The sequence below is a fragment of the Microvirga sp. GCM10011540 genome, assembly GCF_042650665.1.
Taxonomy (GTDB): domain Bacteria; phylum Pseudomonadota; class Alphaproteobacteria; order Rhizobiales; family Beijerinckiaceae; genus Microvirga; species Microvirga lenta.
Genome location: NZ_JBHSBQ010000125.1, coordinates 1 through 20776 on the forward strand (window position 1 = coordinate 1; position 20776 = coordinate 20776).

Below are 20776 nucleotides of genomic sequence, written 5' to 3' on the forward strand. Positions count from 1 at the left end.
ACCGCTCACGGTCGGGCGGAGCGACATGGAACCCTCCAGGTCTAAACCCAAGCCCCTACAGCCTGAACGCCGACCCCGCCTCAATCGCTCCAACCATTCGCCAGCAGTATCAAGGGGGAGGAGAGCACGGCAGCGCCTCAGGCGGACTCGGGCAGGCCGAGATCGCAGGGAAGGGCCTGGGGGACGCCGCGACACGGCGGCCCGCAAGAAAAAGGCCCGGAGCGATCCGGGCCTTTTCGCATCCTACTCTTCGTCCTCGTCGTCCGAGCGCCGGAGCTGCTTGAGCTTGGCAAAGACCGAGTTGACGTCGATCTCCTCCTCCTGCGCCGGCTTCGGGCGGCTCATGTCGGCGAAGGGCTCGTCGCGGGGAGCGGGGGCCGTCGAGACCTCGGCCGGCATCAAGGTGCCGCCGGTCTCCTGCGGTTCCACCTGCGGACGGTCCTTGGCGGCGCGCTGCACCTCGAAGTCCAGGTCGATCTGCGAGCACAGGCCGAGGGTGACCGGGTCCATGGGGGTCAGGCTCGCCGAGTTCCAGTGGGTGCGCTCGCGGACCTGCTGGATCGTGGTCTTGGTCGTGCCGACCAGACGCATGATCTGCGCGTCCTTGAGCTCGGGATGGTTGCGCACGAGCCAGAGAATGGCGTTCGGGCGGTCGTGGCGGCGGGAGACCGGGGTGTAGCGCGGCCCCTTCTTGACCCGCTTCTGCTCCGGCAGCTTCACCCGCGACTCGGCCATCTTCAGGCGGCGGTCCGGATCCTCTTGCGCCTTCTCGATCTCCTCGCGGGTCAGCTGGCCCGTGGTGATCGGATCGAGGCCCTTGATGCCCGTGGCGACTTCCCCGTCGGCGATGCCCTTCACCTCGAGGGGGTGGAGCTTGCAGAAATCGGCGATCTGCTCGAACGACAGCGAGGTGTTCTCGACGAGCCATACGGCTGTCGCCTTCGGCATCAGCGGTCCCTGGGACATGGGCGAATCTCCTTCAAGCCGGGCGCCGTTCTTGGGCGCCGCACGGCAAAACTCTCTTGCGCTCCGAACCGGCCGGGCCGGAGCATCTCGTCTCACGTTGTGAGGGAAACGGGTGGATTATAGTTATCGTGCCCCGATGTTGCAAATTTAAATGCCGGTCTCGGGCGGGTTCGCGCACGCCCCGGCAGGGCTGGGGCGAAGGAAATCCGGGTGTTTCCACGGCGTGGGCGGCCCGGCGCCGGTGCGGGCGTGTCAGGAATTCGCCTCATATCTTTCCAGCTTTGGACAAGCTGCGTGGCTATAGGCCAGCGTTGGCACGGGCCTCGCCCCGCATTAACGTCTGAGGAAATTCGTTCGGAAGGAGACCGCCATGGCTTTCGACCCCTTCGCCGAGGAACCGGCTGCGAGCGTGTCCGGGCATCAGCTGGGCCAAGACCTGTCGGTGCTGTCGATCGACGAGATCGATGAGCGCATCGCCCTGCTCCAACGGGAGATCGAGCGCCTGAAGGAGGTCAGGGCCGGCAAGGAAAGCTCCCGTGCGGCGGCGAGCGCCTTCTTCAAGCTGGGGCAGGCCTGATCCGGATTCTGTCACTGAGTTACGGTTTTTAACCCGCTCTTAAGGTTTCCAGACGATAACCATGGGTATCCAGTTTCCTCTGGATGCCGAGTGGCTCCTGTCCACTCTGTTTGACGCCTCCCTGTTATGACTTCGAGCCGCCGCTTGGCGGCTCTTTTTTCACAGAAGTGCTCTCGCTTAACCTTAACGAAGGGTTAGCAGGGCAAACGCGGCGGGCGCGCCCTATACTGATCCTCATCAGACAACATTGCATCCTCGCCGGGCTCCCTGGAGAGAGGATCAGAGCCATTGGGAGGCGGTGGGTGAGCGAACCCGACGTGATCATGTTTGGCGCAGGTCCAATCCGGTTTGGGCAAAGCTTCGTGAACTCCGAGGCCTTCAGGGTCCTCTTCCAGGAGGGCATGGAGCTCATCGAGGAGACGGCCGCCTATCTGGACGGGCCGGGGCGCCACGATTCCCGGCAGATGTCCCGGGAGATCAGCCTCGTCTATGCCAGCGAGAGCATGCGGCTGACCACGCGCCTGATGCAGGTCGCGTCCTGGCTTCTGCTCCAGCGCGCCGTCGCGGAGGGGGAGATGACGGCCGATCAGGCCAATCTCGAGAAGAACCGGGTCCGCCTGACGGTTCCGGAGGCGCCGACCACCGTGGCCGAATTCGAGAAGCTGCCGGAGCGCCTCAAGGACCTGATCGGCCTGGCCGCGAGGCTCCATTCCCGCATCATGCACCTGGAGAAGCTCATGTCGGAGCCGCCCGCGCCGCCGGAGGTGCCCGGGCCCAACCCCGTCACCGCCCAGCTCGGCCTTCTGGAGCAGGCCTTCTCCAAGAAATGAGACAAGAAAAAAGCCCCGCCGAAAGCGGGGCTTTTTCAGATCGGTTGGCGAAGCGGGCCACTCGCGTGGCGCCGGCTTACTTCTTGCCGAACGAGATGTTGCCGAACTTCGAGTTGAAGCGCGACAGACGGCCGCCACGGTCGAGCAGCTGCTGCGTGCCGCCGGTCCAGGCCGGGTGGGTGTTCGGGTCGATGTCGAGGTTGAGCGTGTCGCCCTCTTTGCCGTAGGTCGAGCGGGTCATGTACTCGGTGCCGTCGGTCATGACGACCTTGATCATGTGGTAGTCGGGATGGTCGGTTTCTTTGCGGGCCATTGCCATAGTCCTTCTCGCGGTCAGCCAGTCCGGCTTGCCGCAGCCTGAGATCGAGCCTGTCTTGAATGATTGCGCGCCTATACCTCACTTAGAACCTTGAAACAAGCCGGTGGAAAGGTGCTAAGTCCTTGGGCATCCGAATTGTCGTTCCGAAAGCGTGATGGCCGAACCTTCCCCCCGACCGAAAGCCGCCCTTAGCTCGCTCAAGCCGCTGATCCCCTATGGTCTGGCCTACAAGGGCCGGATCGCGGCCGCCATCGCGGCCCTGATCTTCGCTTCCGGAGCGACCCTGGTGGTGCCCATCGCCGTGCGGCGGGTGGTGGATTTCGGATTCTCGGCGGAGGGCCGGGCCTATATCGACGCCTATTTCGCCGTCCTGCTCCTGGTGGTGGGAATCCTGGCCGTAGCCAGCGCCATGCGCTACTACCTGGTCATCACCCTGGGCGAGCGGGTGGTGGCGGATCTGCGCGCCGCCGTGTTCCGGCACCTGACCTCCCTCGACCCGGCCTTCTTCGACCAGACCAAGAGCGGCGAAATCGTCTCCCGCCTCACCGCCGACACCACGCAGGTCAAGGCCGCCTTCGGGGTCAGCATCTCCATCGCCCTGCGCAACGCGTTCCTGTTCATCGGCGCGGTGGTGCTCATGATCATCTCGAGCCCCAAGCTCTCGGCGCTCGTGCTGCTCGCCATTCCGGTCATCGTCCTGCCCCTGGTCATGTCCGGCCGGGCGGTGCGGCGCCGGTCGCGGGCGGCCCAGGACCGGCTGGCCGACGCCTCCGCCTACGCGGCGGAGGCCATCGGCGCGGTGCGGACCATGCAGGCCTTCGGCATGGAAAGCCGCACGGCCTCCCGCTTCGCCGCCGCCGCCGAGGACGCCTTCGGGGCGGCCCGCCTGTCGACCACCATGCGGGCCCTCCTGACCGGAACCGGCATCTTCCTGGTCTCGGCGAGCGTCGTGGGCGTGCTCTGGTACGGGGCCCAGGACGTGCTGGCCGGCGAGATGACCGGGGGGCGGCTGTCGCAGTTCGTGCTCTACGCGGTCTTCGCGGCCAGCTCCCTCGGCCAGCTCTCGGAGGTCTACGGCGAGTTGGCGCAGGCGGCAGGCGCCGCGGAACGGCTGGGCGAGATCCTGGCCGCCAAGCCCGCCGTCGAGGCGCCGAGGAACCCCAAGCCCCTGCCGGAGCCGCCCCTGGGCACCGTCGCCTTCCAGGACGTGCGCTTCGCCTATCCGACCCGGGCGGGGCAGCCGACCCTCCACGGCCTCAGCCTCACGGTCGCGCCCGGCGAGCGGGTGGCTCTCGTGGGGCCTTCCGGGGCGGGCAAGAGCACGGTCCTGCAGCTGCTGCTGCGCTTCTACGATCCCCAGAGCGGATCGGTCCTGGTCGACAATGTCCCGATCCAGCAGGCCGACCCGTTCCAGCTGCGCAGCCGCATGGCGCTCGTGCCGCAGGAGCCGACGATCTTCGCCGCCAGCGTTCTCGAGAACATCCGCTACGGCAGGCCGGACGCCACCGAGGACGACGTCCGCCGCGCCGCCGCTCTCGCGGCGGCCGACGGCTTCATCCAGGCGCTGCCGGACGGGTACGGCACCATCATCGGCGAGCGCGGCGTGACGCTCTCGGGCGGCCAGCGCCAGCGCCTCGCCATCGCCCGCGCGATCCTGAAGGACGCGCCCATCCTGCTCCTGGACGAGGCCACGTCGGCCCTGGACGCGGAAAGCGAACGCAAGGTGCAGGCCGCCCTGGAGCGCCTCATGGAGGGCCGCACCACCTTGGTCATCGCCCATCGCCTGGCGACGATTCGCTCGGCCGACCGGATCCTGGTGATGGATCAGGGCCGGATCGTCGAGGAGGGAACCCACGACGCCCTCCTGGCCAAGAGCGGCCTCTATGCCCGCCTGGCCCGCCTCCAGTTCTTCGACGGCGAGCGCAGTCAGGCGGCTGAATGATCCGGTTGAACCGATGACCGTCTTGCCGGTTGAGTCAGGGCCGGCACCATGCCGGCTCATTCATCCCGGGAGAGGGATCATGATCGGCAACCTGAGCAAGCGGCATCCTCAGGATTCGGCCCGCATCGACATCCACGAGGATTGGGAGGTCCGCTATTGGTCCGACCGATGGCAGGTTTCCCGCCGTCAGCTGATCGATACCGCCAAAAGAGTCGGCTTCCAGGTGAGCGAGGTCGCCAAGGCGCTCGGCAAGAGCGCCTGAGCCGTCCCGCGCCTCAACGTTCCGTCAGCTTCAGCTCGATGCGCCGGTTGCGGGCATAGGCCTCTTCGGTCGTGCCCGGATCGATGGGCTGGTACTCGCCGAAGCCGGCCGCGAGCAGGTTGCGCGGATCGACGCCCCGGGCCACCAGCGCCTGGACGACGGCGATGGCGCGCGCGGCGGACAGAGCCCAGTTCGACGGGAACTGCGCGGTGGCGATGGGGCGGTTGTCCGTATGGCCGTCGACCCGGACCACCCACGGAATGTCCGGCGGGATCTCCCGCGCGACTTCCAGGAGGGCGCTGGCGATCCGGTCGATCTCGCCGGCGGCTTCCGGGCGCAGCACGGCCTGACCGGCCGGGAAGAGCACCTCCGACTGGAAGACGAAGCGGTCGCCGACGATGCGCACGTCCTGGCGGTTGCCGAGGATCTGGCGCAGGCGGCCGAAGAAGTCCGAGCGGTAGCGGGCGAGTTCCTGTACCCGTTGGGCGAGGGCGATGTTGAGGCGGCTGCCGAGGTCGGCGATGCGGGCCTGACTCTCCCGGTCCCGGCTCTCGGAGGCGGCGAGCGCGTCCTCCAGCGCCGCGAGCTGCTGGCGCATGGCGGCGATCTGCTGGTTGAGGATCTCCACCTGGCTCAGGGCCCGCGACGTGGTCTGGCGCTGGGCCTCCAGTTCGGTGTTGAGTTCGGTCGCCCGCTGCTCGGCCACGCCTCCGCTGTCGATGAGACCCTGGAGGCGGGCCCGCTCGGCCTCGTTCGCCTGCAGGGTGGTCTGAAGGGCGTTCAGGTTCTCCTCGACGGTGCGCCGGCTCGAACGTTCGAGGGAGAGGAGATCGGTCAGTTCGGCGATCTGGCGGTTCAGCCGGTCGAGAACCGTGTCGCGGCTCGACAGCTCCCGGGAGAGGAAGAACTGCCCGACCATGAAGACGGAGATCAGGAACACGATGGCGAGGAGCAGGGTCGACAGGGCGTCGACGAAGCCGGGCCAGTAGTTGATCGTGCCCTGGCGCCCGCGTCTGCGGCCTCCGGTGCTGGAAATCGCCATCAGGACAGCCTTTCACGGGCCAAGCGGTCGAGCACCTGCTTGAGCTCCTTCTCGCGTGCGGCTTGAGCCTCCACCCAGTCGCGGATCAGCTGCTGCTCCGCCCGCATGTGCTGGACGAGACCCTGAACGCCCTCGGCCAGATTGGCCATGGCCTGGGTCGAGGCCCGCCCGCCGGCGCCGTCGTTGACGGCGGAGGTCAGCCGGTTGAGGGCCGCGGCGAGGTCGTTCGGGTTTCCGGAGCGGGCGGGCATGTCCGCGCCCGTATCCATGGTGGAGGTGGCGAGCCAGTCCTCGAGCTCGGTGTAGAACCGGCTCTGGGCCTGACCGGCCTGAAGGTCGAGGAAGCCCAGGACCAGGGAGCCGGCGAGGCCGAAGAGGGAGGCCGAGAAGGCGAGGCCCATGCCCTGGAGCGGACCGGCGAGGGCGGTCTTCAGCTCGTCGAAGAGCACGGCCGCGTCCTGACCCGTTCTCAAGGAGCCGATGATTCGCCCGACCGAACCCACGGTCTCGATCAGGCCCCAGAAGGTGCCGAGCAGGCCGAGGAAGACCAGCAGGCCCGCCAGGTAGCGCACGATCTCGCGGCTCTCGTCCAGGCGCGCGCCGATGGAATCGAGCAGTGAGCGGGTCGCCGTGACGGACAGGAGGGAACGGCTCGACCGGTTGCCGATGAGCGCGGCCATGGGGGCGAGCAGGACCGGGGAGGTGGGCGCCACGAGCCCTTCCTCGGTCTGCCGGATGGTGTTGACCCAGCGCACCTCCGGGAACAGGCGCCAGACCTGCCGGATCGCCAGGACGATGCCGATGGCCATGACGCCCATGATCAGGGCGTTCAGGCCCGGATTGGCCAGGAAGGCGTCCCAGATCTGCCGATAGAGGATGAAGGCGACAAACCCCGCCAGAACCAGAAAGACCGCCATGCGGATGAGATAGATCCGCGGTGGGGTAAGGGGTTGATCGGCCATCGTTATCCTGCTCGCTGGTGCTTCGAGACCGTTCTACTGTGACCGCGCCGGATCGTGGGATCAAGCGTGGCTGCGGATCTCGGCGCCTTGGCGAACAGAAATATCAGCCTTTCGCCTGCTTCAAGAGTTTGAGCAGCTCGCGATGCACGATTTCGTTCCCGCAGGCGACCGATTTCTTGCCCAGGGGATCGCTGCCGCCATCCGCGTCGGAGATGAATCCGCCCGCCTCGCGGATCATCAGGATGCCCGCCGCGATGTCCCAGGAGTTGAGGCCGCGCTCCCAATAGCCGTCCAGGCGTCCGCAGGCCACGTAGGCCAGGTCGAGCGCCGCGGCGCCCCAGCGGCGCATGCCGCCCACGTGGTTCATCACCATGGCGGCCTCTCTCAGGAACAGGCCGTGATCGCCCTTGCCGATATGCGGCAGGCCGCAGGCCAGGACCGCGTCCGCCATGTCCATGCGCGCCGCCACGCGGATGCGGCGGTTGTTGAGAAAGGCGCCCTTGCCCCGTTCCGCGATGAACAGCTCGTCCTTGGCCGGGTCGTAGATCACGCCCGCCACGATCTGGCCGTCGCGCTCCAGGCCCACCGAGAGGGCGAAGTGAGGCAGGCCGTGCAGGAAGTTCGTGGTGCCGTCGAGCGGGTCGATGTGCCAGCGATGATCCGGATCCGTGCCCTGGACGACGCCGCCTTCCTCCATCACCAGGCCGTAGCCGGGGCGGGCCTTCTCCAGGGTCTCGCGCAGGATCTTCTCCGCCTTGCGGTCGGCGGCCGAAACGAAATCCCCCGGGCCCTTGCGGGAAACCTGCAGGTTCTCGACCTCGCCGAAGTCGCGCTTGAGGGAGCGCGAGGCCTTCATCACGGCATCGGTCATGACGGTCATGAGGGGCGAGCGGATCATGCGGTGGGGTCCTGGACAAGGGGCTTCTTAGAGGGGACGTGGCCGGGTGGACCACGGGAGGGTTCGAACGTCAAGCGACTCTAGAATCTACCGCATCCCGAGACGTTCCGCCGCGAGGCGTTCGGCACGCTGCCGGTCCTCGGCGCTCAGGTCCTTGAGGGCGTCGTCGAGCCAGGGATCGGTCAGGCCCTGGGCCGCCGCCAGGATGTGCCAGGCGGCGGCATCGACCTTGTTCTGCGGGACGCCGCGCCCGGCGGCCAGGAGACGCGCCAGCCGGTTCTGGGCGATGGCGTTGCCCTTCGCGGCCGCCCGGCGGAAATAGCGGGCGGCCTGGGATTCGCTGGCCGTGACGCCGTCGCCGTTGAACAGCAGGATCGCGTATTCGACCTCGCCCACCGAGCTGCCGTTGTCGGCGGCGCGCTTGAAGAGCCGGGCCGCCTCGGCGGCATCCTGCTCGACGCCCCTGCCTTTGAGGTAGAGGACCCCGAGGGCGTGCTGCGCGTCCGGAATCTCGCTCTGGGCCGCCCGGCGGAGCAGTTCGGCCGCCCGCTTGACGTCCTGTTCCGTGGCGCTGGACAGGAGCAGGAGGGCGAGGTTGTGGCTCGCCACCGGGTTGCCCTTGGCGGCGGCCTTTTCCAGCCAGTCCCGGCCCTGGGCGGGATCCCGGTCCATGCCGCGTCCTTCGAGGGCCATGAGGCCCAGCGAGGCCATGGCGTTGGCGTCGCCCCGCTCGGCGGCCAGCCGGTACCATTCGGCGGCCTTGCGCGGGTCGGCCCCGACGCCGAGACCCTGGTTGTAGAGCTCGCCCAGCAGCGTCATGGCGGCGGCATCGTCCCGGTTCCTGTCCAGGCGCTGGGTCGCCTCCTGAAAGGCGGCCCGGTACAGGCCGCGCTGGAAGGCTCCGTAGGCGAGGTCCGGCTCCGCCGCGTGAGCCGTCGCGGCGAGGGCCAGGAAGGCCGCGGATGCGAGAAGGCGAAAAAGCCGCATCAGCGCACGGCCTCCTCGGTGCCGATGGCGGCGACGACCGCCTCCACGCCCTTGGCCGGGCCGTCCGGATGGGACCAGACCGCATCGCCGACGGCGATGAACTCGGCCTGGGTGGCGACGAGGGCCGGAATCGCGTCCAGGCTCGGCGCATAGGCGGCGCAGGGCGTCTCGAAGATCTCGGCCCACCAGCCGGCGCGCTCCACCACGCTCTCCAGGGAGGGGAGGGACCCGTCCGGGCGCGGCTCGCCGAAGAGCAGGTAATCGACGCCGGCCTCGCCGAAGGTCATGGCGTCGTCCTTGGTGCGGATTCCGCCGACGCCGAGGGCGCGCTCGCCCTTGAGACGCTCGCGCAGCTCGCGGATGCGGGCCGGGCTGCCCTGGGCATGGACGCCGTCCGCCCCGCCCCGCGCCGCGATGGTGGCGAGATCCGCCTCGCCCTCCACCGTGACGATCAGCGCCGCCCCGTGGTCCTGGACGGAGGGGGCCAGAGCCTTGACCTGGTTGATCAGGGAGCGCTCGTCGGCGGATGCCAGCCGCAGCAGCACGGCGGCCACGGTCCCGCCCGCGCAGGCTTCCGCGAGACGGGGCGCGAAGGAGGCGTCCTCCAGGACGGGCGTGATGAGGTAGAGACGGGCAGCGGGCTCGGCCATGGTCCACGGTTCGTGAGAGTTTTTCAGACGGCTATGCCAATAACGAAAACGGGGCCGTCTTGCGAGGCCCCGTTTCTCTTATGCGAATGAGGCGAAAGCCTGATCGCCTACTCTGCGGCCTGCTTGGTCGCGCCGAAGGTCGGGTCGAGCTCGCCGGAAGCGTAGCGCTTGGCCATCTCGGCGAGGGTGTAGACCCGCTTGATCTTCGAGGCCTGGCCGGCGGTGTTGAACTCCTGCAGGCGCTGCTTGCAGAGCTTGGTCATCGCTTCCATGGCCGGCTTCAGGTACTTGCGCGGGTCGAACTCGCCCGGGTTCTCGGTCAGGACCTTGCGGATCTGGCCGGTCATCGCCATGCGGTTGTCGGTGTCGATGTTGATCTTGCGCACGCCGTGCTTGATGCCGCGCTGGATCTCCTCCACCGGCACGCCCCAGGTCGGCTTCATCTGGCCGCCGTACTGGTTGATGATGTCCTGCAGCTCCTGCGGCACGGAGGAGGAGCCGTGCATCACAAGGTGCGTGTTCGGGAGCTTGGCGTGGATCTCCTCGATGATGTTCATCGCCAGGATCGCGCCGTCGGGCTTGCGGGTGAACTTGTAGGCGCCGTGCGAGGTGCCCATGGCGATGGCGAGCGCGTCGACCTTCGTCTCGGCCACGAACTTCACGGCCTCGTCCGGATTGGTCAGGAGCTGGTCGTGGGAAAGCTTGCCCTCGGCCCCGTGGCCGTCCTCGGCCTCGCCCATGCCGCTCTCCAGGGAGCCCAGCACGCCGAGCTCGCCCTCCACCGAGATGCCGCCGAGATGGGAAATCTCGACCACCTTCTTGGTGACGCCGACATTGTAGTCCCAATCGCCCGGGGTCTTGCCGTCAGCCTTGAGGGATCCGTCCATCATGACCGAGGTGAAGCCGGCCTGGATCGCCGTCATGCAGGTGGCGGGCTCGTTGCCGTGGTCGAGATGCACGCAGACCGGGATGTGCGGGTAGATCTCGGTGACGGCGTCCATCATGTGCTTGAGCATGACGTCGTGGGCATAGGCCCGGGCGCCGCGGCTCGCCTGGATGATCACCGGCGCGTCGACCTCGCTGGCCGCCGCCATGATGGCGAGCGCCTGCTCCATGTTGTTGATGTTGAAGGCAGGCACGCCGTAGCCGTGCTCGGCGGCGTGGTCCAGAAGCTGCCTCAGGGTAATGCGCGCCATGTCTTCCTCCTTATTGGTCTTGCTCTTTAAGTGCGGCGAAGCTGAACCGGGGCTTAAGCCTTCAGGGCTTCGACGCCGGGCAGCGATTTTCCTTCGAGCCACTCCAGGAAAGCGCCGCCTGCGGTTGATACATAGGTGAAGCTCTCCGATACGCCAGCGTGGTTGAGCGCCGCGACCGTGTCGCCGCCGCCCGCCACCGAGAGTAGCTTGCCGGCCTTGGTGCGCTCCGCCGCGTGGCGGGCCGCCGCCACCGTGCCCTGGTCGAAGGGCGCGATCTCGAAGGCGCCGAGGGGGCCGTTCCACACCAGCGTCGCCGCGTCGTTGATCGCCGCGCAGACGCGTTCGACGGATTGGGAACCCACGTCGAGGATCATCTGGTCCTCGGGGATGGCGTCGATGCCGTAGGTGTGGTTCTCCGCGCCGGCCTTGAACTCGTAGGCGCAGACGCCGTCCACCGGCAGGATGATGGCGCAGTTGGACTCGCGCGCCTGCTCGATGATGCGCAGCGCCGTCGCCGCCAGGTCCTTCTCCGCAAGGGACTTGCCGACGCCCAGCCCCGTGGCGTGGACGAAGGTGTTGGCCATGCCGCCGCCGATCACGAGGGCGTCGACCTTCTTCACTAGGTTTTCGAGCAGGTCGATCTTGGTCGAGACCTTGGCGCCGCCCACGATGGCGACCACCGGGCGCTTGGGCGCTTCGAGGCCCTTGGTTAGGGCCTCCAGCTCCGCCTGCATGGTGCGGCCGGCATAGCTGGGAAGCGCGCGGGCCAGACCTTCCGTTGAGGCATGGGCCCGGTGCGCGGCCGAGAAGGCGTCGTTGACATAGATGTCGCCGAGCTTCGCCAGCGCCTCGACGAAGGCCGGATCGTTCTTCTCCTCACCCGCATGGAAGCGGGTGTTTTCGAGGAGAAGCACGTCGCCGTCCTTCAGGACGGCGACGGCCCGGGCGGCCGCATCGCCGATGCAGTCGTCCGCGAAGGCGACCGGCCTGCCCAGGTGGCTCTGCACCGCCTCCGCGACGGGCTTCAGGGACTCCTTGGGATCGCGGCCCTTGGGACGTCCGAAATGCGCGAGAAGGATGACCTTCCCGCCTTTCTCGGCGATCTCCTGGATGGTGGGCAGGACGCGCTCGATGCGCGTCGCGTCCGTCACCCGGCCGTTCTCCATCGGGACGTTGAGATCGACCCGGACGAGAACGCGCTTGCCCTTGACGTCGGCCTGATCGAGCGTGCGGAAGGCGGTCATTCGAGCCTCCGTCAGATGAGCTTCGCCATGGCGACGGCGGTGTCCGCCATGCGGTTCGAGAAGCCCCACTCGTTGTCGTACCAGGACATGACGCGCACGAGGTTGCCGTCCATGACCTTGGTCTGGTCCATGTGGAAGGTGGACGAGGCCGGGTTGTGGTTGAAGTCGATGGAGACGTTCGGGTCGTTGGTGAAGGCGAGAACGCCCTTCAGCTCCTGCTCGGCCGCGCGCTTGATCGCCTCGTTGATCTCGTCCTTGTTCGTGGCCTTCTTGGCGATGAACTTGAAGTCGATGACGGACACGTTCGGGGTCGGGACGCGGATCGAGACGCCGTCGAGCTTGCCGTTGAGTTCCGGCAGCACGAGGCCCACCGCCTTGGCGGCGCCGGTGGAGGTCGGGATCATCGACAGGGCCGCCGCGCGGGCGCGGTAGAGGTCCTTGTGCATCTGGTCGAGGGACGGCTGATCGTTCGTGTAGGAATGGATCGTCGTCATGAAGCCCTTCTCGATGCCCACCACGTCGTTGAGCACCTTCGCGACCGGCGCGAGGGCGTTGGTGGTGCAGGAGGCGTTCGAGATGACGATGTGGTCCTTGGTCAGCTTGTCGTGATTGACGCCGTAGACCACCGTGAGATCCGCGCCGTCGGCGGGAGCCGACACGATGACCCGCTTGGCGCCCGCCTGCAGGTGCGCCGAGGCCTTCTCCTTGGAGGTGAAGATGCCGGTGCACTCCATGGCGATGTCGACGCCGAGCTCCTTGTGGGGCAGGGTGGCCGGGTCCTTGATGGCCGTGACCTTGATCTTCTGGCCGTTGACCACGATGGAGTCGCCCTCGACCTTCACCTCCGCCGGGAACCGGCCATGGATGGAGTCGTAGCGAAGCAGGTGCGCATTCGTTTCGACCGGGCCGAGATCGTTGATGGCGACGACCTGGATGTCGGTCCGGCCGCTCTCCACGATGGCGCGCAGGATGTTGCGCCCGATGCGACCGAACCCGTTGATCGCGACCTTCACCGTCATAGTCTTTGCTCCCTTTGTGCGGTGAGGCTCAGGATCGCCTGAACCTCATAGATTATGCGTTCTCAGAACCCTCTCGGCGACCGCTTCGGCGGTGATGCCGAAGTGCCTGTAGAGATCCTTGTAGGGCGCGCTCGCGCCGAACCCACTCATGCCGACGAAGATTCCGTCGGAGCCGATGACCGAGTCCCAGCCGAAGCGGACAGCCGCCTCGACCGCGACCTTGACCGGCGCATCGCCGACGATGCGGGCACGGACTTTCTCGGGCTGGGCCAGGAAGAGGTCGAGCGAGGGCACCGAGACAACGCGAACGGCGAAGCTTTGTTCATTCAGAATCTTCTGGGCCGCCAGCGCGATCTCGACCTCGGAGCCCGAGGCGAAGATGGTGGCGCGGGCTTTTCCTTCGGCCGGCGAGATTTCGTAGGCGCCCGTGGCCGCGAGGTTCTCGCCGCCGGCCTCCTTGCGGATCTGCGGCAGGTTCTGGCGGGTGAGCGCCAGAAGGGTCGGGCCGTCCGTGCGCTCCAGCGCCAGCTGCCAGCATTCGGCGGTCTCGACCGCGTCCGCTGGGCGGAAGACCCGCATCTTCGGCATGGAGCGCAGGGAGGCCAGGTGCTCCACCGGCTGGTGGGTCGGACCGTCCTCGCCGAGGCCGATGGAGTCGTGGGTCATCACGTAGACGACCGGGATGCCGGCGAGCGCGGCGATGCGCATGGCAGGCCGCGCGTAGTCGGCGAAGACCAGGAAGGTGGCGCCGGCCGGCACGAGGCCGCCATGGAGCGCCATGCCGTTCATGGCCGCCGCCATGCCGTGCTCGCGGATGCCGTAATGGATGTAGCGGCCCGCGAAGCTGCCCGGCGAAATGGCGTTGAGGTTCTTGGTCTTGGTGTTGTTCGAGGGCGTCAGGTCGGCCGAACCCAGCACCAGCTCCGGCACGGCCTCGGTGATGACCTCGAGGGCGATCTCGCTGGCCTTGCGGGTCGCGACGTTCTGCGGCTCGGCGATCAGGCGCTCCTTCAGCTTCGCCACCGCGTCGGCGAGGCCCTGCGGGCGCTCGCCCTTGATGCGGCGCTCGAACTCGGCGCGCTTCTCGGGGGACAGGGCCTTCAGCCGGTCGGCCCAGGCCTTGCGCTGGCGGCGGCCCTTCTTGCCGGCCTTCGCCCAGGCGTCGCGGATGTTGTCCGGCAGCTCGAAGGGCGCATGGCTCCAGCCGATGGCGGCCTTGGCGCCGGCCAGCTCCTCGGCGCCCAGCGGCTCGCCGTGGGCCTTGGAGGTGCCCGCCTTCTTGGGCGCGCCGTAGCCGATGGTGGTCTTGCACGCGATCAGGGTCGGGCGGTCCGACTTCTGGGCGCGGGAGAGGGCGCGGCCGATGGCCTGCGGATCGTGGCCGTCCACGCGCACGGCGCGCCAGCCGGCGGCCTCGAAGCGCTTCACCTGGTCGACGGAATCGGAGAGCGAGAGCGGGCCGTCGATGGAGATGCCGTTGTCGTCGAACAGGACGATGAGGCGGCTCAGCTTCAGGTGGCCCGCGAGCGAGATCGCCTCCTGGCTGATCCCCTCCATCAGGTCGCCGTCGGAGGCGATCACGTAGGTGCGGTGGTCGACGAGGTCGTCGCCGTATTCGGCGTTGAGCATGCGCTCGGCCAGCGCCATGCCGACGGCGGTGGCGATGCCCTGGCCCAGCGGGCCGGTCGTCGTCTCGACGCCGGGCGTCATGAAGTTCTCGGGGTGGCCCGGGGTCTTGGAATCGAGCTGGCGGAAGCGCTTCAGCTCGTCGATGGTCATGCCCTTCACGCCCACGAGATGGAGCAGGGAGTAGAGCAGCATCGAGCCGTGGCCGGCGGAGAGCACGAAGCGGTCGCGGTCGGGCCAGGTCGGGTCGGTGGCGTCGTATTTCAGGAACTTGGTGAAAAGCACCGTCGCCATGTCGGCGGCGCCCATGGGCAGGCCGGGATGGCCGGACTTTGCCTGCTCCACGGCGTCCATGGCGAGGACCCGCACGGCATTCGCCAGATCGGAGTGAGTGACGCGGTCGGCGGAGACGGTATCTGGCACGGCGTGATCCACAAATCTTGCGGGCGGCCCTCTGAGGGGCGGGCCCTTCCAAAAGCGTGCGGCTCCTTAACACGGGGCAGGGGCGAGTCAAAGGCTCCAACGGCTTAAATCCCAAGGGAGCGTCGCCGTCCGGGCCCGGGCCCGGGGCGCGATCGGGCGCAAAACCGGTTTCCACTTTCGCCGATCAGGCTCTAGTGTCGTGTCGAATCCCGGATGATGCGATGAGCCCCACCCTCGACGATGCGATGAAACGGCTGGAGATGGCCCTCGGCCTGCTGGAGGCCTCGGTCTCCCGCCGGCTCGATGCCGACCGCCGCCGCGGCGACCTGGAGACGGAGCTTCAGCTCATGCAGGACGACCGCGCCCGTCTCGCCGTGGAGCTCGACAGCGCCCTGACGCGCCTGCAACGCTTCGAGGCGGCCACCGACGACGTCAGCCGGCGCGTGCGCCAGGCCATCGGCGCCGTGCAGAGCGTGCTCGCCCAGGCGGGGCAGCTCGAGCCGGAGGAGGGCTGACATGTCCCAGGTGACGGTGACGATCGCCGGCAAGACCTACCGCATGGCCTGCGCCGACGGGGAGGAGCAGCATCTCGAAGGCCTCGCGGCCTCCTTCGACGCCCGGATCGAGGAGATGCGCGCCGCCGCCGGCGAGATCGGCGACATGCGCCTGCACGTCATGGCGGCCATCACCCTCGCCGACGAGCTGTCCGAGGCGAAGAAGCGCATCGCCTCCCTGGAACGGGAGATGGACGAGATGAAGCGGTTCTACTCGGCCGGGGACCACCGGATCCAGGTCGCGGAAGCCCGTTTCGCCGAGAGCATCCAGCGGGTGACCGAGCGGATCGAGCGCCTCGCCCGCAGCCTCAACGCGCCGGTGCAGGAATAGGGCGCTACCGTCATCCCGGGGCGGCCGCAGGCCGAGCCCGGGACCCATAGCCGCTGACGAGGCAGAATGAGACGGGACGCTTGCCGCCCGTTGCCGACATGGCGGCGGTTATGGGTTCCGGGCTCCGCTGCGTGGCCCCGGAATGACAAAAGGAGGCGTCCTCCGAGAATCCCCCTTCCCCCCGGCCCCTATCGTCCCTACATAGGAAAGGCGGGGCTGCGGGGCGCGTCTGGAGTTCATTTCCCCGGGGCCTTATCGATCCTGAAGGGAGCTGTCCCTGACCCGGTCCCTGGACCGGGACATACGGCGCCCACCTACTTTGTAGGTTCCCGGGATCGCTTCTCCGACGGCTTTTGTGGCTCCGCACTTCATGTCTTCTTCGTCTCTTCCCGCGTTCAAGGACCAGCTTCGCAGCGAAGGCTTCGCCCGCCGCGACGGCCTGGACAAGGACTTCCGCAGGCAGGCGGCCGAGCGCATCGCCGGGCAGGTCCTGGCTCTTCCGGACCTGCGCGAACGGAACCCCGTCGGCGCCTACTGGCCCATCCGCAGCGAGGTCGATACGCGCCCGCTCATGGAGGCGCTCGTCGCCCGCGGGCAGGACGTGGCCCTCTCGCAGATCCTCCATCCCCATCTGAGTTTCCGCCTCTGGCAGCCCGGCGACGTGCTGGTGAAGGGCGGCTTCGGCGTGCGCGAGCCCGGGCCGGACGCGCCCGAGTGCTTTCCGCAGGCCCTCCTCGTGCCGCTCGTGGCCTTCGACCGGCGCGGCGGGCGCATCGGCTACGGCAAGGGCCATTTCGACCGGGCCATCGCGGCGCTCGAAAACCAGCATCCCATCTTGACCGTCGGCCTCGCCTATGCCGTTCAGGAAATCGAGCAGGTTCCGATCGAACCGCACGACCGGCTGCTCGACCTGATCGTGACGGAGTCCGAACTCATTCGGACCTGAGTACAAGGACTTCCCATGCGTCTTCTCTTCCTCGGCGACGTGGTCGGACGGGCCGGCCGCAACGTGGTGGTCGAGCGCCTGCCCGCCTTGCGCGAGCGCTGGAGCCTCGATTGCGTCGTCATCAACGGCGAGAACTCGGCCGGCGGCTTCGGCATCACGGAGGCGATCTGCGACGACCTGCTGAACGCGGGCGCGGACGCGGTGACGCTCGGCAACCACAGCTGGGACCAGCGCGAGACCCTGGTGTTCATCGAGCGCCAGCAGCGGCTCCTGCGGCCGGTCAACTATCCGCCGGGCACGCCGGGCCGCGGCGCGAATCTCATCGACACCCGTTCCGGCCACCGGGTCCTCGTCGTCAACGTCATGGGCCGCCTCTACATGGATGCTCTCGACGATCCCTTCGCGGCGGTTGACCGGGAGCTCGACGCCTGCCCCATGGGCCAGGTGGCCGATGCGGTGATCGTGGACGTCCATGCGGAGGCCACGAGCGAGAAGGAGGCCATGGGCCACCATCTCGACGGGCGCGCCAGCCTCGTGGTGGGCACCCACACCCATGTGCCGACCGCCGACCACCGGGTCCTGGCAGGCGGCACCGCCTACATGTCGGACGCGGGCATGTGCGGCGATTACGATTCCGTGCTCGGCATGCAGAAGGAGGAATCGATCCGCCGCTTTCTCCAGAAGACGCCGGGGCCCCGGATGGAGCCGGCCCTGGGGGAGGGCACCCTGTCGGGAATCGCGGTCGAGACCGACGACCGGACCGGGCTCGCCGTGCGGGTCGCGGCCCTCAGAATCGGGCCGCACCTGGAGGAATCCTGGCCCCGTTTCTGGGACTGACGGAACCCTGCAGCCTCGGCTCTCTTGGCGGGCCGCAAAACATCCCCATCTGTCCTGTCACGGAGGACCAAGGTGGATATCGAGCATAAGAAGCGCCTTTATCGGGATGTGGGGGCAACGGTGCCGGAGGCGCTGGAGCACAAGAGCGCATCCGACGTCCTGCGGGCCGTGATCACCTCCGCCAAGGGGGAGACCATCTCCATCGGGGAGATCATCGAGGCGTTCGGCGAACGCGCCTTCGGCTTCGTGCTGATCCTGTTCAGCCTGCCGAACTGCGTGCCGGCCCCGCCGGGGGTCGCGGGCGTCGTCGGAACCCCGGTTCTCATCTTCGGCATCCAGATGATGCTGGGGCACAAGCATCCGTGGCTGCCGGGCTTCATCCGGCGGCGGACCATTTCTCTCTCCAAGTTCAAGCGCCTGATCGACATCGCCGAGCCCAGGCTCCGCTGGCTGGAGAGCTGGTGCAAGCCGCGGCTGACGCAACTCTTCGGCACCGTCGGCGACCGGATGGTCGGCCTTTTCGCCTTCCTGGCGGCCCTCTCGGTGCTGATTCCGTTCCCGGGCACCAATTTCCCGCCCTCCATCGCCCTCGTCATCGTGTCCATCGCGGTGATGGAGGAGGACGGCTATCTCCTGATCGGCGGCTATCTTCTGGGCCTCGCCGGCCTGGCCTACACGGCGACGATCCTGGGAGCCTCCTACCACCTGGTCCAGGCGGCGATCACGGGCGGCTTCTCCTGGCTCGGGTTCTGATCCGGCCGTGAAGAGGCTTTGCCTCGGACGCAACTGCGTTTTATAAGCCCGCTCGGAAGCATGTCCGGGCGCCGTGGACGCCGGTTCGCCGTTTTCGGACCATGCAGCGGAAGAAATCGGGAGCGGGACCCTTCCCTAAGGGCACCGCTTCGCCATCAACATTCCGCGGCCTGACGGGCCCTTGGTCGCCAAGGCGCTCTCGGTCGCGCATAGCGGAGGCCCCATGGCCGGACATTCACAGTTCAAGAACATCATGCACCGCAAGGGGCGCCAGGATGCGATGCGCTCCAAGCTGTTCTCGAAGCTCGCCCGCGAAATCACCGTGGCGGCGAAGATGGGCACGCCCGACCCGAACATGAATCCCCGCCTGCGCGCCGCCATCCTGGCGGCCCGGGCCGAGAACATGCCCAAGGACAACATCCAGCGCGCCATCAACAAGGCGTCCGGCGCCGAGGGCGAGAACTACGAGGAGATCCGCTACGAGGGCTACGGCCCCGGCGGCGCCGCGATCATCGTCGAGGCCATGACCGACAACCGCAACCGCACGGCCTCGGACATCCGCTCCTACTTCACCAAGAGCGGCGGCAACCTCGCCGAGACGGGCGCGGTCTCGTTCATGTTCGACCGGGTCGGCCTGGTGGAGTTCGCGCCCGAGGCCGCCGATGCCGACGCCATGCTGGAAGCCGCCATCGAGGCCGGCGCCGACGACGTGGTGTCCTCCGAGAACGGCCACGAGGTCTATTGCGAGCAGACCACCCTCAACGAGGTGACCAAGGCGCTGGAGGAGAAGTTCGGGGAGCCGCGGGCCTCCAAGCTCGTCTGGAAGCCCCAGACCCCGGTCGCGGTCGACGACGAGGCGGGCGAGAAGCTGATGCGCCTCATGGAGACCCTCGAGGAGCACGACGACGTCCAGAACGTCTACGGCAATTTCGAGCTTTCCGAACAGCTCATGCAGAAGATGGCGGGATAGTCGGACAAGCGCCGCGTCTTTTCCCTCCCCCTTGTGGGGAGGAGAGCCAGTCGGTGCCAGATAGCTGGCTTGAGGAAGTATCATGGAACGCGTCCGCATCCTCGGCCTCGATCCCGGCCTGCGCAACACGGGCTGGGGCGTCATCACGGTCGAGGGGACCAAGCTCTCCTTCGTCGCCTGCGGGGTCGTGACCTCGGACGGCGACCTGGCCCTGGCGCTGCGCCTCAAGCAGCTTCACGACCGGCTGACCGAGGTGATCAGGACCTGGACTCCCGACGAGGTCTCCGTCGAGGAAACCTTCGTCAACAAGGATGCGCAGGCGACCCTCAAGCTCGGTCAGGCCCGGGCCATGTCCCTGCTGGTCCCGGCCCTCCATGGCCTCCCGGTGGCGGAATACGGCGCCAACCAGGTCAAGAAGACCGTGGTGGGCGTCGGCCATGCGGAGAAGGATCAGGTGCAGGCCATGGTGAAGATCCTGCTGCCCAAGGCCGACTTCAAGAAAGCCGACGCGGCGGACGCGCTCGCCATCGCCATCGCCCATGCCCACCACCGCAAGGCGCGGGCTTTGGCGGCGAGCTATTAAAGTGTTACATGACAACGAATGTTATTCCGGGGCGGCGTAGCCGAGCCCGGAACCCATAATCGCCGACCTGAGCCGTTCCGGATCTCCGCTCGTGTTTATGGGTCCCCGCCTTCGCGGGGATGACGCCGGAGAGGGAAAAAGGACCGTGATCGGCAAACTCAAGGGCGTGGTGGATTCCTACGGCGACGACTTCGTCATCCTCGACGTGCACGGGGTCGGCTACGTCGTCCACTGCTCCTCGCGCACGCTCCAGAACCTGCCCCAGACCGGAGAGGCGGCGGTCCTGTCCATCGAGACCCATGTCCGCGAGGACATGATCCGCCTCTACGGCTTCCGCTCGGACCAGGAGCGCGAGTGGTTCCGGCTGCTCCAGAGCGTGCAGGGCGTGGGCTCGAAGGTGGCGCTCGGCATTCTCTCCGTGCTCGATCCCGGGGCGCTCGCAACCGCCATCGCCACCGGCGACAAGGCGTCGGTCGCCCGCGGTCCCGGCGTCGGCCCCAAGCTCGCCCAGCGCATCGTATCGGAACTCAAGGACAAGGCCCCGGCCTATTCCACCGTGGACCCGGCCCTCATCCGCCTGTCCGATTCCATCGACGACAGGACCGCCCCCGTCCCGGTCTCGGACGCGATCTCGGCCCTGGTCAATCTCGGCTATCCCCAGGTCCAGGCCTCCGCGGCCGTCGCCGCCGCCCTCAAGCAGGCCGGCGAGGAGGCCGAGGCGAAGACGCTGATCCGGCTGGGTTTAAGGGAGTTGGCCCGGTAAGGCTCGGCCCGGTCTTTTCGTTCCCGTTTTGATCTTTTTAAGGATTGGCGTATGAGATCAGGACGCCCATATCCAAGCCTTCCGAAGGGTACGTTT

At 67.7% G+C, this 20776-nt stretch carries 23 protein-coding genes and 1 other RNA gene; 13 read left to right on the forward strand and 11 right to left on the reverse strand.

What is annotated here, in order from left to right; translation table 11 throughout:
* Positions 1 to 243: 243 nt before the first annotated feature.
* The gene (locus tag ACFOYU_RS18190) at positions 244 to 966 is read right to left on the reverse strand and encodes a DUF1013 domain-containing protein (RefSeq protein ID WP_226742273.1); all 723 of its coding nucleotides are present in this window, start codon (positions 964 to 966) and stop codon (positions 244 to 246) included.
* Positions 967 to 1336: 370 nt separating this feature from the next.
* Here ACFOYU_RS18190 and ACFOYU_RS18195 point away from each other — a divergent pair, with 370 nt between their 5' ends.
* Both ACFOYU_RS18195 and ACFOYU_RS18200 read left to right on the forward strand, forming a co-directional pair.
* Positions 1337 to 1543: a DUF1192 domain-containing protein gene (locus ACFOYU_RS18195; protein ID WP_226742272.1), complete on the forward strand. Its 207-nt coding sequence runs from the start codon at positions 1337 to 1339 to the stop codon at positions 1541 to 1543.
* Between the two features lie 323 nt (positions 1544 to 1866).
* Positions 1867 to 2373: a DUF1465 family protein gene (locus tag ACFOYU_RS18200; RefSeq protein WP_226742365.1), complete on the forward strand. Its 507-nt coding sequence runs from the start codon at positions 1867 to 1869 to the stop codon at positions 2371 to 2373.
* 76 nt (positions 2374 to 2449) lie between these two features.
* Here the strand turns inward: ACFOYU_RS18200 and rpmE are convergent, their stop codons facing one another.
* Positions 2450 to 2686: a 50S ribosomal protein L31 gene (rpmE, locus tag ACFOYU_RS18205; RefSeq protein WP_226742271.1), complete on the reverse strand. Its 237-nt coding sequence runs from the start codon at positions 2684 to 2686 to the stop codon at positions 2450 to 2452.
* Between the two features lie 160 nt (positions 2687 to 2846).
* Between rpmE and ACFOYU_RS18210 the strand changes: the two genes are divergently transcribed.
* Both ACFOYU_RS18210 and ACFOYU_RS18215 read left to right on the forward strand, forming a co-directional pair.
* Positions 2847 to 4634, forward strand: a complete 1788-nt coding sequence (locus ACFOYU_RS18210) for an ABC transporter transmembrane domain-containing protein (RefSeq protein ID WP_377034698.1) — start codon at positions 2847 to 2849, stop codon at positions 4632 to 4634.
* Positions 4635 to 4713: 79 nt separating this feature from the next.
* Positions 4714 to 4896, forward strand: a complete 183-nt coding sequence (locus ACFOYU_RS18215; RefSeq protein WP_226742269.1) for a DUF3606 domain-containing protein — start codon at positions 4714 to 4716, stop codon at positions 4894 to 4896.
* 13 nt (positions 4897 to 4909) lie between these two features.
* Here ACFOYU_RS18215 and ACFOYU_RS18220 read toward each other — a convergent pair whose 3' ends face one another.
* From ACFOYU_RS18220 to tkt, 9 genes are all read right to left on the reverse strand, one after another.
* Entirely contained in the window at positions 4910 to 5938 is a 1029-nt protein-coding gene (locus ACFOYU_RS18220) for a peptidoglycan -binding protein (RefSeq protein ID WP_226742268.1), read from the reverse strand.
* A complete protein-coding gene (locus ACFOYU_RS18225) occupies positions 5938 to 6900 on the reverse strand; it encodes a flagellar motor protein MotA (RefSeq protein WP_377034699.1) in 963 nt (320 codons plus the stop codon). The genes ACFOYU_RS18220 and ACFOYU_RS18225 overlap by 1 nt, the downstream gene beginning before the upstream one ends.
* A 103-nt stretch (positions 6901 to 7003) precedes the next feature.
* Positions 7004 to 7798: an inositol monophosphatase family protein gene (locus tag ACFOYU_RS18230; protein ID WP_377034700.1), complete on the reverse strand. Its 795-nt coding sequence runs from the start codon at positions 7796 to 7798 to the stop codon at positions 7004 to 7006.
* 87 nt (positions 7799 to 7885) lie between these two features.
* On the reverse strand, positions 7886 to 8785 hold the full coding sequence (locus ACFOYU_RS18235) for a tetratricopeptide repeat protein (RefSeq protein ID WP_226742265.1): 900 nt from the start codon (positions 8783 to 8785) through the stop codon (positions 7886 to 7888).
* Positions 8785 to 9435 carry a thiamine phosphate synthase gene (locus ACFOYU_RS18240; RefSeq protein ID WP_377034701.1) on the reverse strand — a complete coding sequence of 217 codons (651 nt, stop codon included), beginning with the start codon at positions 9433 to 9435 and terminating at the stop codon, positions 8785 to 8787. The genes ACFOYU_RS18235 and ACFOYU_RS18240 overlap by 1 nt, the downstream gene beginning before the upstream one ends.
* Before the next feature lie 107 nt (positions 9436 to 9542).
* Positions 9543 to 10631, reverse strand: a complete 1089-nt coding sequence (gene fba, locus ACFOYU_RS18245) for a class II fructose-bisphosphate aldolase (RefSeq protein WP_377034702.1) — start codon at positions 10629 to 10631, stop codon at positions 9543 to 9545.
* Positions 10632 to 10684: 53 nt separating this feature from the next.
* Positions 10685 to 11875, reverse strand: a complete 1191-nt coding sequence (locus ACFOYU_RS18250; protein ID WP_377034703.1) for a phosphoglycerate kinase — start codon at positions 11873 to 11875, stop codon at positions 10685 to 10687.
* Between the two features lie 11 nt (positions 11876 to 11886).
* The gene (gene gap, locus ACFOYU_RS18255; protein WP_226742261.1) at positions 11887 to 12894 is read right to left on the reverse strand and encodes a type I glyceraldehyde-3-phosphate dehydrogenase; all 1008 of its coding nucleotides are present in this window, start codon (positions 12892 to 12894) and stop codon (positions 11887 to 11889) included.
* A 45-nt stretch (positions 12895 to 12939) separates the two neighbouring features.
* A complete protein-coding gene (gene tkt / locus ACFOYU_RS18260) occupies positions 12940 to 14943 on the reverse strand; it encodes a transketolase (protein WP_377034704.1) in 2004 nt (667 codons plus the stop codon).
* 221 nt (positions 14944 to 15164) lie between these two features.
* Here tkt and ACFOYU_RS18265 point away from each other — a divergent pair, with 221 nt between their 5' ends.
* The 9 genes from ACFOYU_RS18265 to ruvA all read left to right on the forward strand — a co-directional run bounded on the left by ACFOYU_RS18265 (position 15165) and on the right by ruvA (position 20680).
* Positions 15165 to 15458 carry a DUF4164 domain-containing protein gene (locus ACFOYU_RS18265; RefSeq protein ID WP_377034705.1) on the forward strand — a complete coding sequence of 98 codons (294 nt, stop codon included), beginning with the start codon at positions 15165 to 15167 and terminating at the stop codon, positions 15456 to 15458.
* 1 nt (position 15459) lies between these two features.
* On the forward strand, positions 15460 to 15828 hold the full coding sequence (locus ACFOYU_RS18270; RefSeq protein ID WP_377034706.1) for a cell division protein ZapA: 369 nt from the start codon (positions 15460 to 15462) through the stop codon (positions 15826 to 15828).
* Positions 15829 to 16038: 210 nt separating this feature from the next.
* Positions 16039 to 16194, forward strand: a non-coding RNA gene (gene ssrS, locus ACFOYU_RS18275) — 6S RNA.
* Positions 16195 to 16198: 4 nt separating this feature from the next.
* A complete protein-coding gene (locus ACFOYU_RS18280) occupies positions 16199 to 16774 on the forward strand; it encodes a 5-formyltetrahydrofolate cyclo-ligase (protein ID WP_226742257.1) in 576 nt (191 codons plus the stop codon).
* Between the two features lie 15 nt (positions 16775 to 16789).
* On the forward strand, positions 16790 to 17611 hold the full coding sequence (locus ACFOYU_RS18285; protein WP_226742256.1) for a TIGR00282 family metallophosphoesterase: 822 nt from the start codon (positions 16790 to 16792) through the stop codon (positions 17609 to 17611).
* Between the two features lie 72 nt (positions 17612 to 17683).
* Positions 17684 to 18364, forward strand: coding sequence for an exopolysaccharide biosynthesis protein (locus ACFOYU_RS18290; RefSeq protein ID WP_226742255.1), 681 nt, complete (start codon positions 17684 to 17686; stop codon positions 18362 to 18364).
* A gap of 223 nt (positions 18365 to 18587) precedes the next feature.
* Positions 18588 to 19334, forward strand: a complete 747-nt coding sequence (locus ACFOYU_RS18295) for a YebC/PmpR family DNA-binding transcriptional regulator (RefSeq protein ID WP_377034707.1) — start codon at positions 18588 to 18590, stop codon at positions 19332 to 19334.
* Positions 19335 to 19413: 79 nt separating this feature from the next.
* Entirely contained in the window at positions 19414 to 19917 is a 504-nt protein-coding gene (gene ruvC, locus ACFOYU_RS18300; protein WP_377034716.1) for a crossover junction endodeoxyribonuclease RuvC, read from the forward strand.
* Positions 19918 to 20062: 145 nt separating this feature from the next.
* Positions 20063 to 20680 carry a Holliday junction branch migration protein RuvA gene (gene ruvA / locus ACFOYU_RS18305; protein ID WP_226742253.1) on the forward strand — a complete coding sequence of 206 codons (618 nt, stop codon included), beginning with the start codon at positions 20063 to 20065 and terminating at the stop codon, positions 20678 to 20680.
* The last annotated feature ends 96 nt before the right edge of the window (positions 20681 to 20776 follow it).

Coding starts and splice junctions, on each gene's coding strand:
- ACFOYU_RS18190 (WP_226742273.1), bottom strand. CDS start 966: ATGTCCCAGGGACCGCTGATGCCGAAGGCGACAGCCGTATGGCTCGTC.
- ACFOYU_RS18195 (WP_226742272.1), top strand. CDS start 1,337: ATGGCTTTCGACCCCTTCGCCGAGGAACCGGCTGCGAGCGTGTCCGGG.
- ACFOYU_RS18200 (WP_226742365.1), top strand. CDS start 1,867: ATGTTTGGCGCAGGTCCAATCCGGTTTGGGCAAAGCTTCGTGAACTCC.
- rpmE (WP_226742271.1), bottom strand. CDS start 2,686: ATGGCCCGCAAAGAAACCGACCATCCCGACTACCACATGATCAAGGTC.
- ACFOYU_RS18210 (WP_377034698.1), top strand. CDS start 2,847: ATGGCCGAACCTTCCCCCCGACCGAAAGCCGCCCTTAGCTCGCTCAAG.
- ACFOYU_RS18215 (WP_226742269.1), top strand. CDS start 4,714: ATGATCGGCAACCTGAGCAAGCGGCATCCTCAGGATTCGGCCCGCATC.
- ACFOYU_RS18220 (WP_226742268.1), bottom strand. CDS start 5,938: ATGGCGATTTCCAGCACCGGAGGCCGCAGACGCGGGCGCCAGGGCACG.
- ACFOYU_RS18225 (WP_377034699.1), bottom strand. CDS start 6,900: ATGGCCGATCAACCCCTTACCCCACCGCGGATCTATCTCATCCGCATG.
- ACFOYU_RS18230 (WP_377034700.1), bottom strand. CDS start 7,798: ATGATCCGCTCGCCCCTCATGACCGTCATGACCGATGCCGTGATGAAG.
- ACFOYU_RS18235 (WP_226742265.1), bottom strand. CDS start 8,785: ATGCGGCTTTTTCGCCTTCTCGCATCCGCGGCCTTCCTGGCCCTCGCC.
- ACFOYU_RS18240 (WP_377034701.1), bottom strand. CDS start 9,435: ATGGCCGAGCCCGCTGCCCGTCTCTACCTCATCACGCCCGTCCTGGAG.
- fba (WP_377034702.1), bottom strand. CDS start 10,631: ATGGCGCGCATTACCCTGAGGCAGCTTCTGGACCACGCCGCCGAGCAC.
- ACFOYU_RS18250 (WP_377034703.1), bottom strand. CDS start 11,875: ATGACCGCCTTCCGCACGCTCGATCAGGCCGACGTCAAGGGCAAGCGC.
- gap (WP_226742261.1), bottom strand. CDS start 12,894: ATGACGGTGAAGGTCGCGATCAACGGGTTCGGTCGCATCGGGCGCAAC.
- ACFOYU_RS18265 (WP_377034705.1), top strand. CDS start 15,165: ATGAGCCCCACCCTCGACGATGCGATGAAACGGCTGGAGATGGCCCTC.
- ACFOYU_RS18270 (WP_377034706.1), top strand. CDS start 15,460: ATGTCCCAGGTGACGGTGACGATCGCCGGCAAGACCTACCGCATGGCC.
- ACFOYU_RS18280 (WP_226742257.1), top strand. CDS start 16,199: ATGTCTTCTTCGTCTCTTCCCGCGTTCAAGGACCAGCTTCGCAGCGAA.
- ACFOYU_RS18285 (WP_226742256.1), top strand. CDS start 16,790: ATGCGTCTTCTCTTCCTCGGCGACGTGGTCGGACGGGCCGGCCGCAAC.
- ACFOYU_RS18295 (WP_377034707.1), top strand. CDS start 18,588: ATGGCCGGACATTCACAGTTCAAGAACATCATGCACCGCAAGGGGCGC.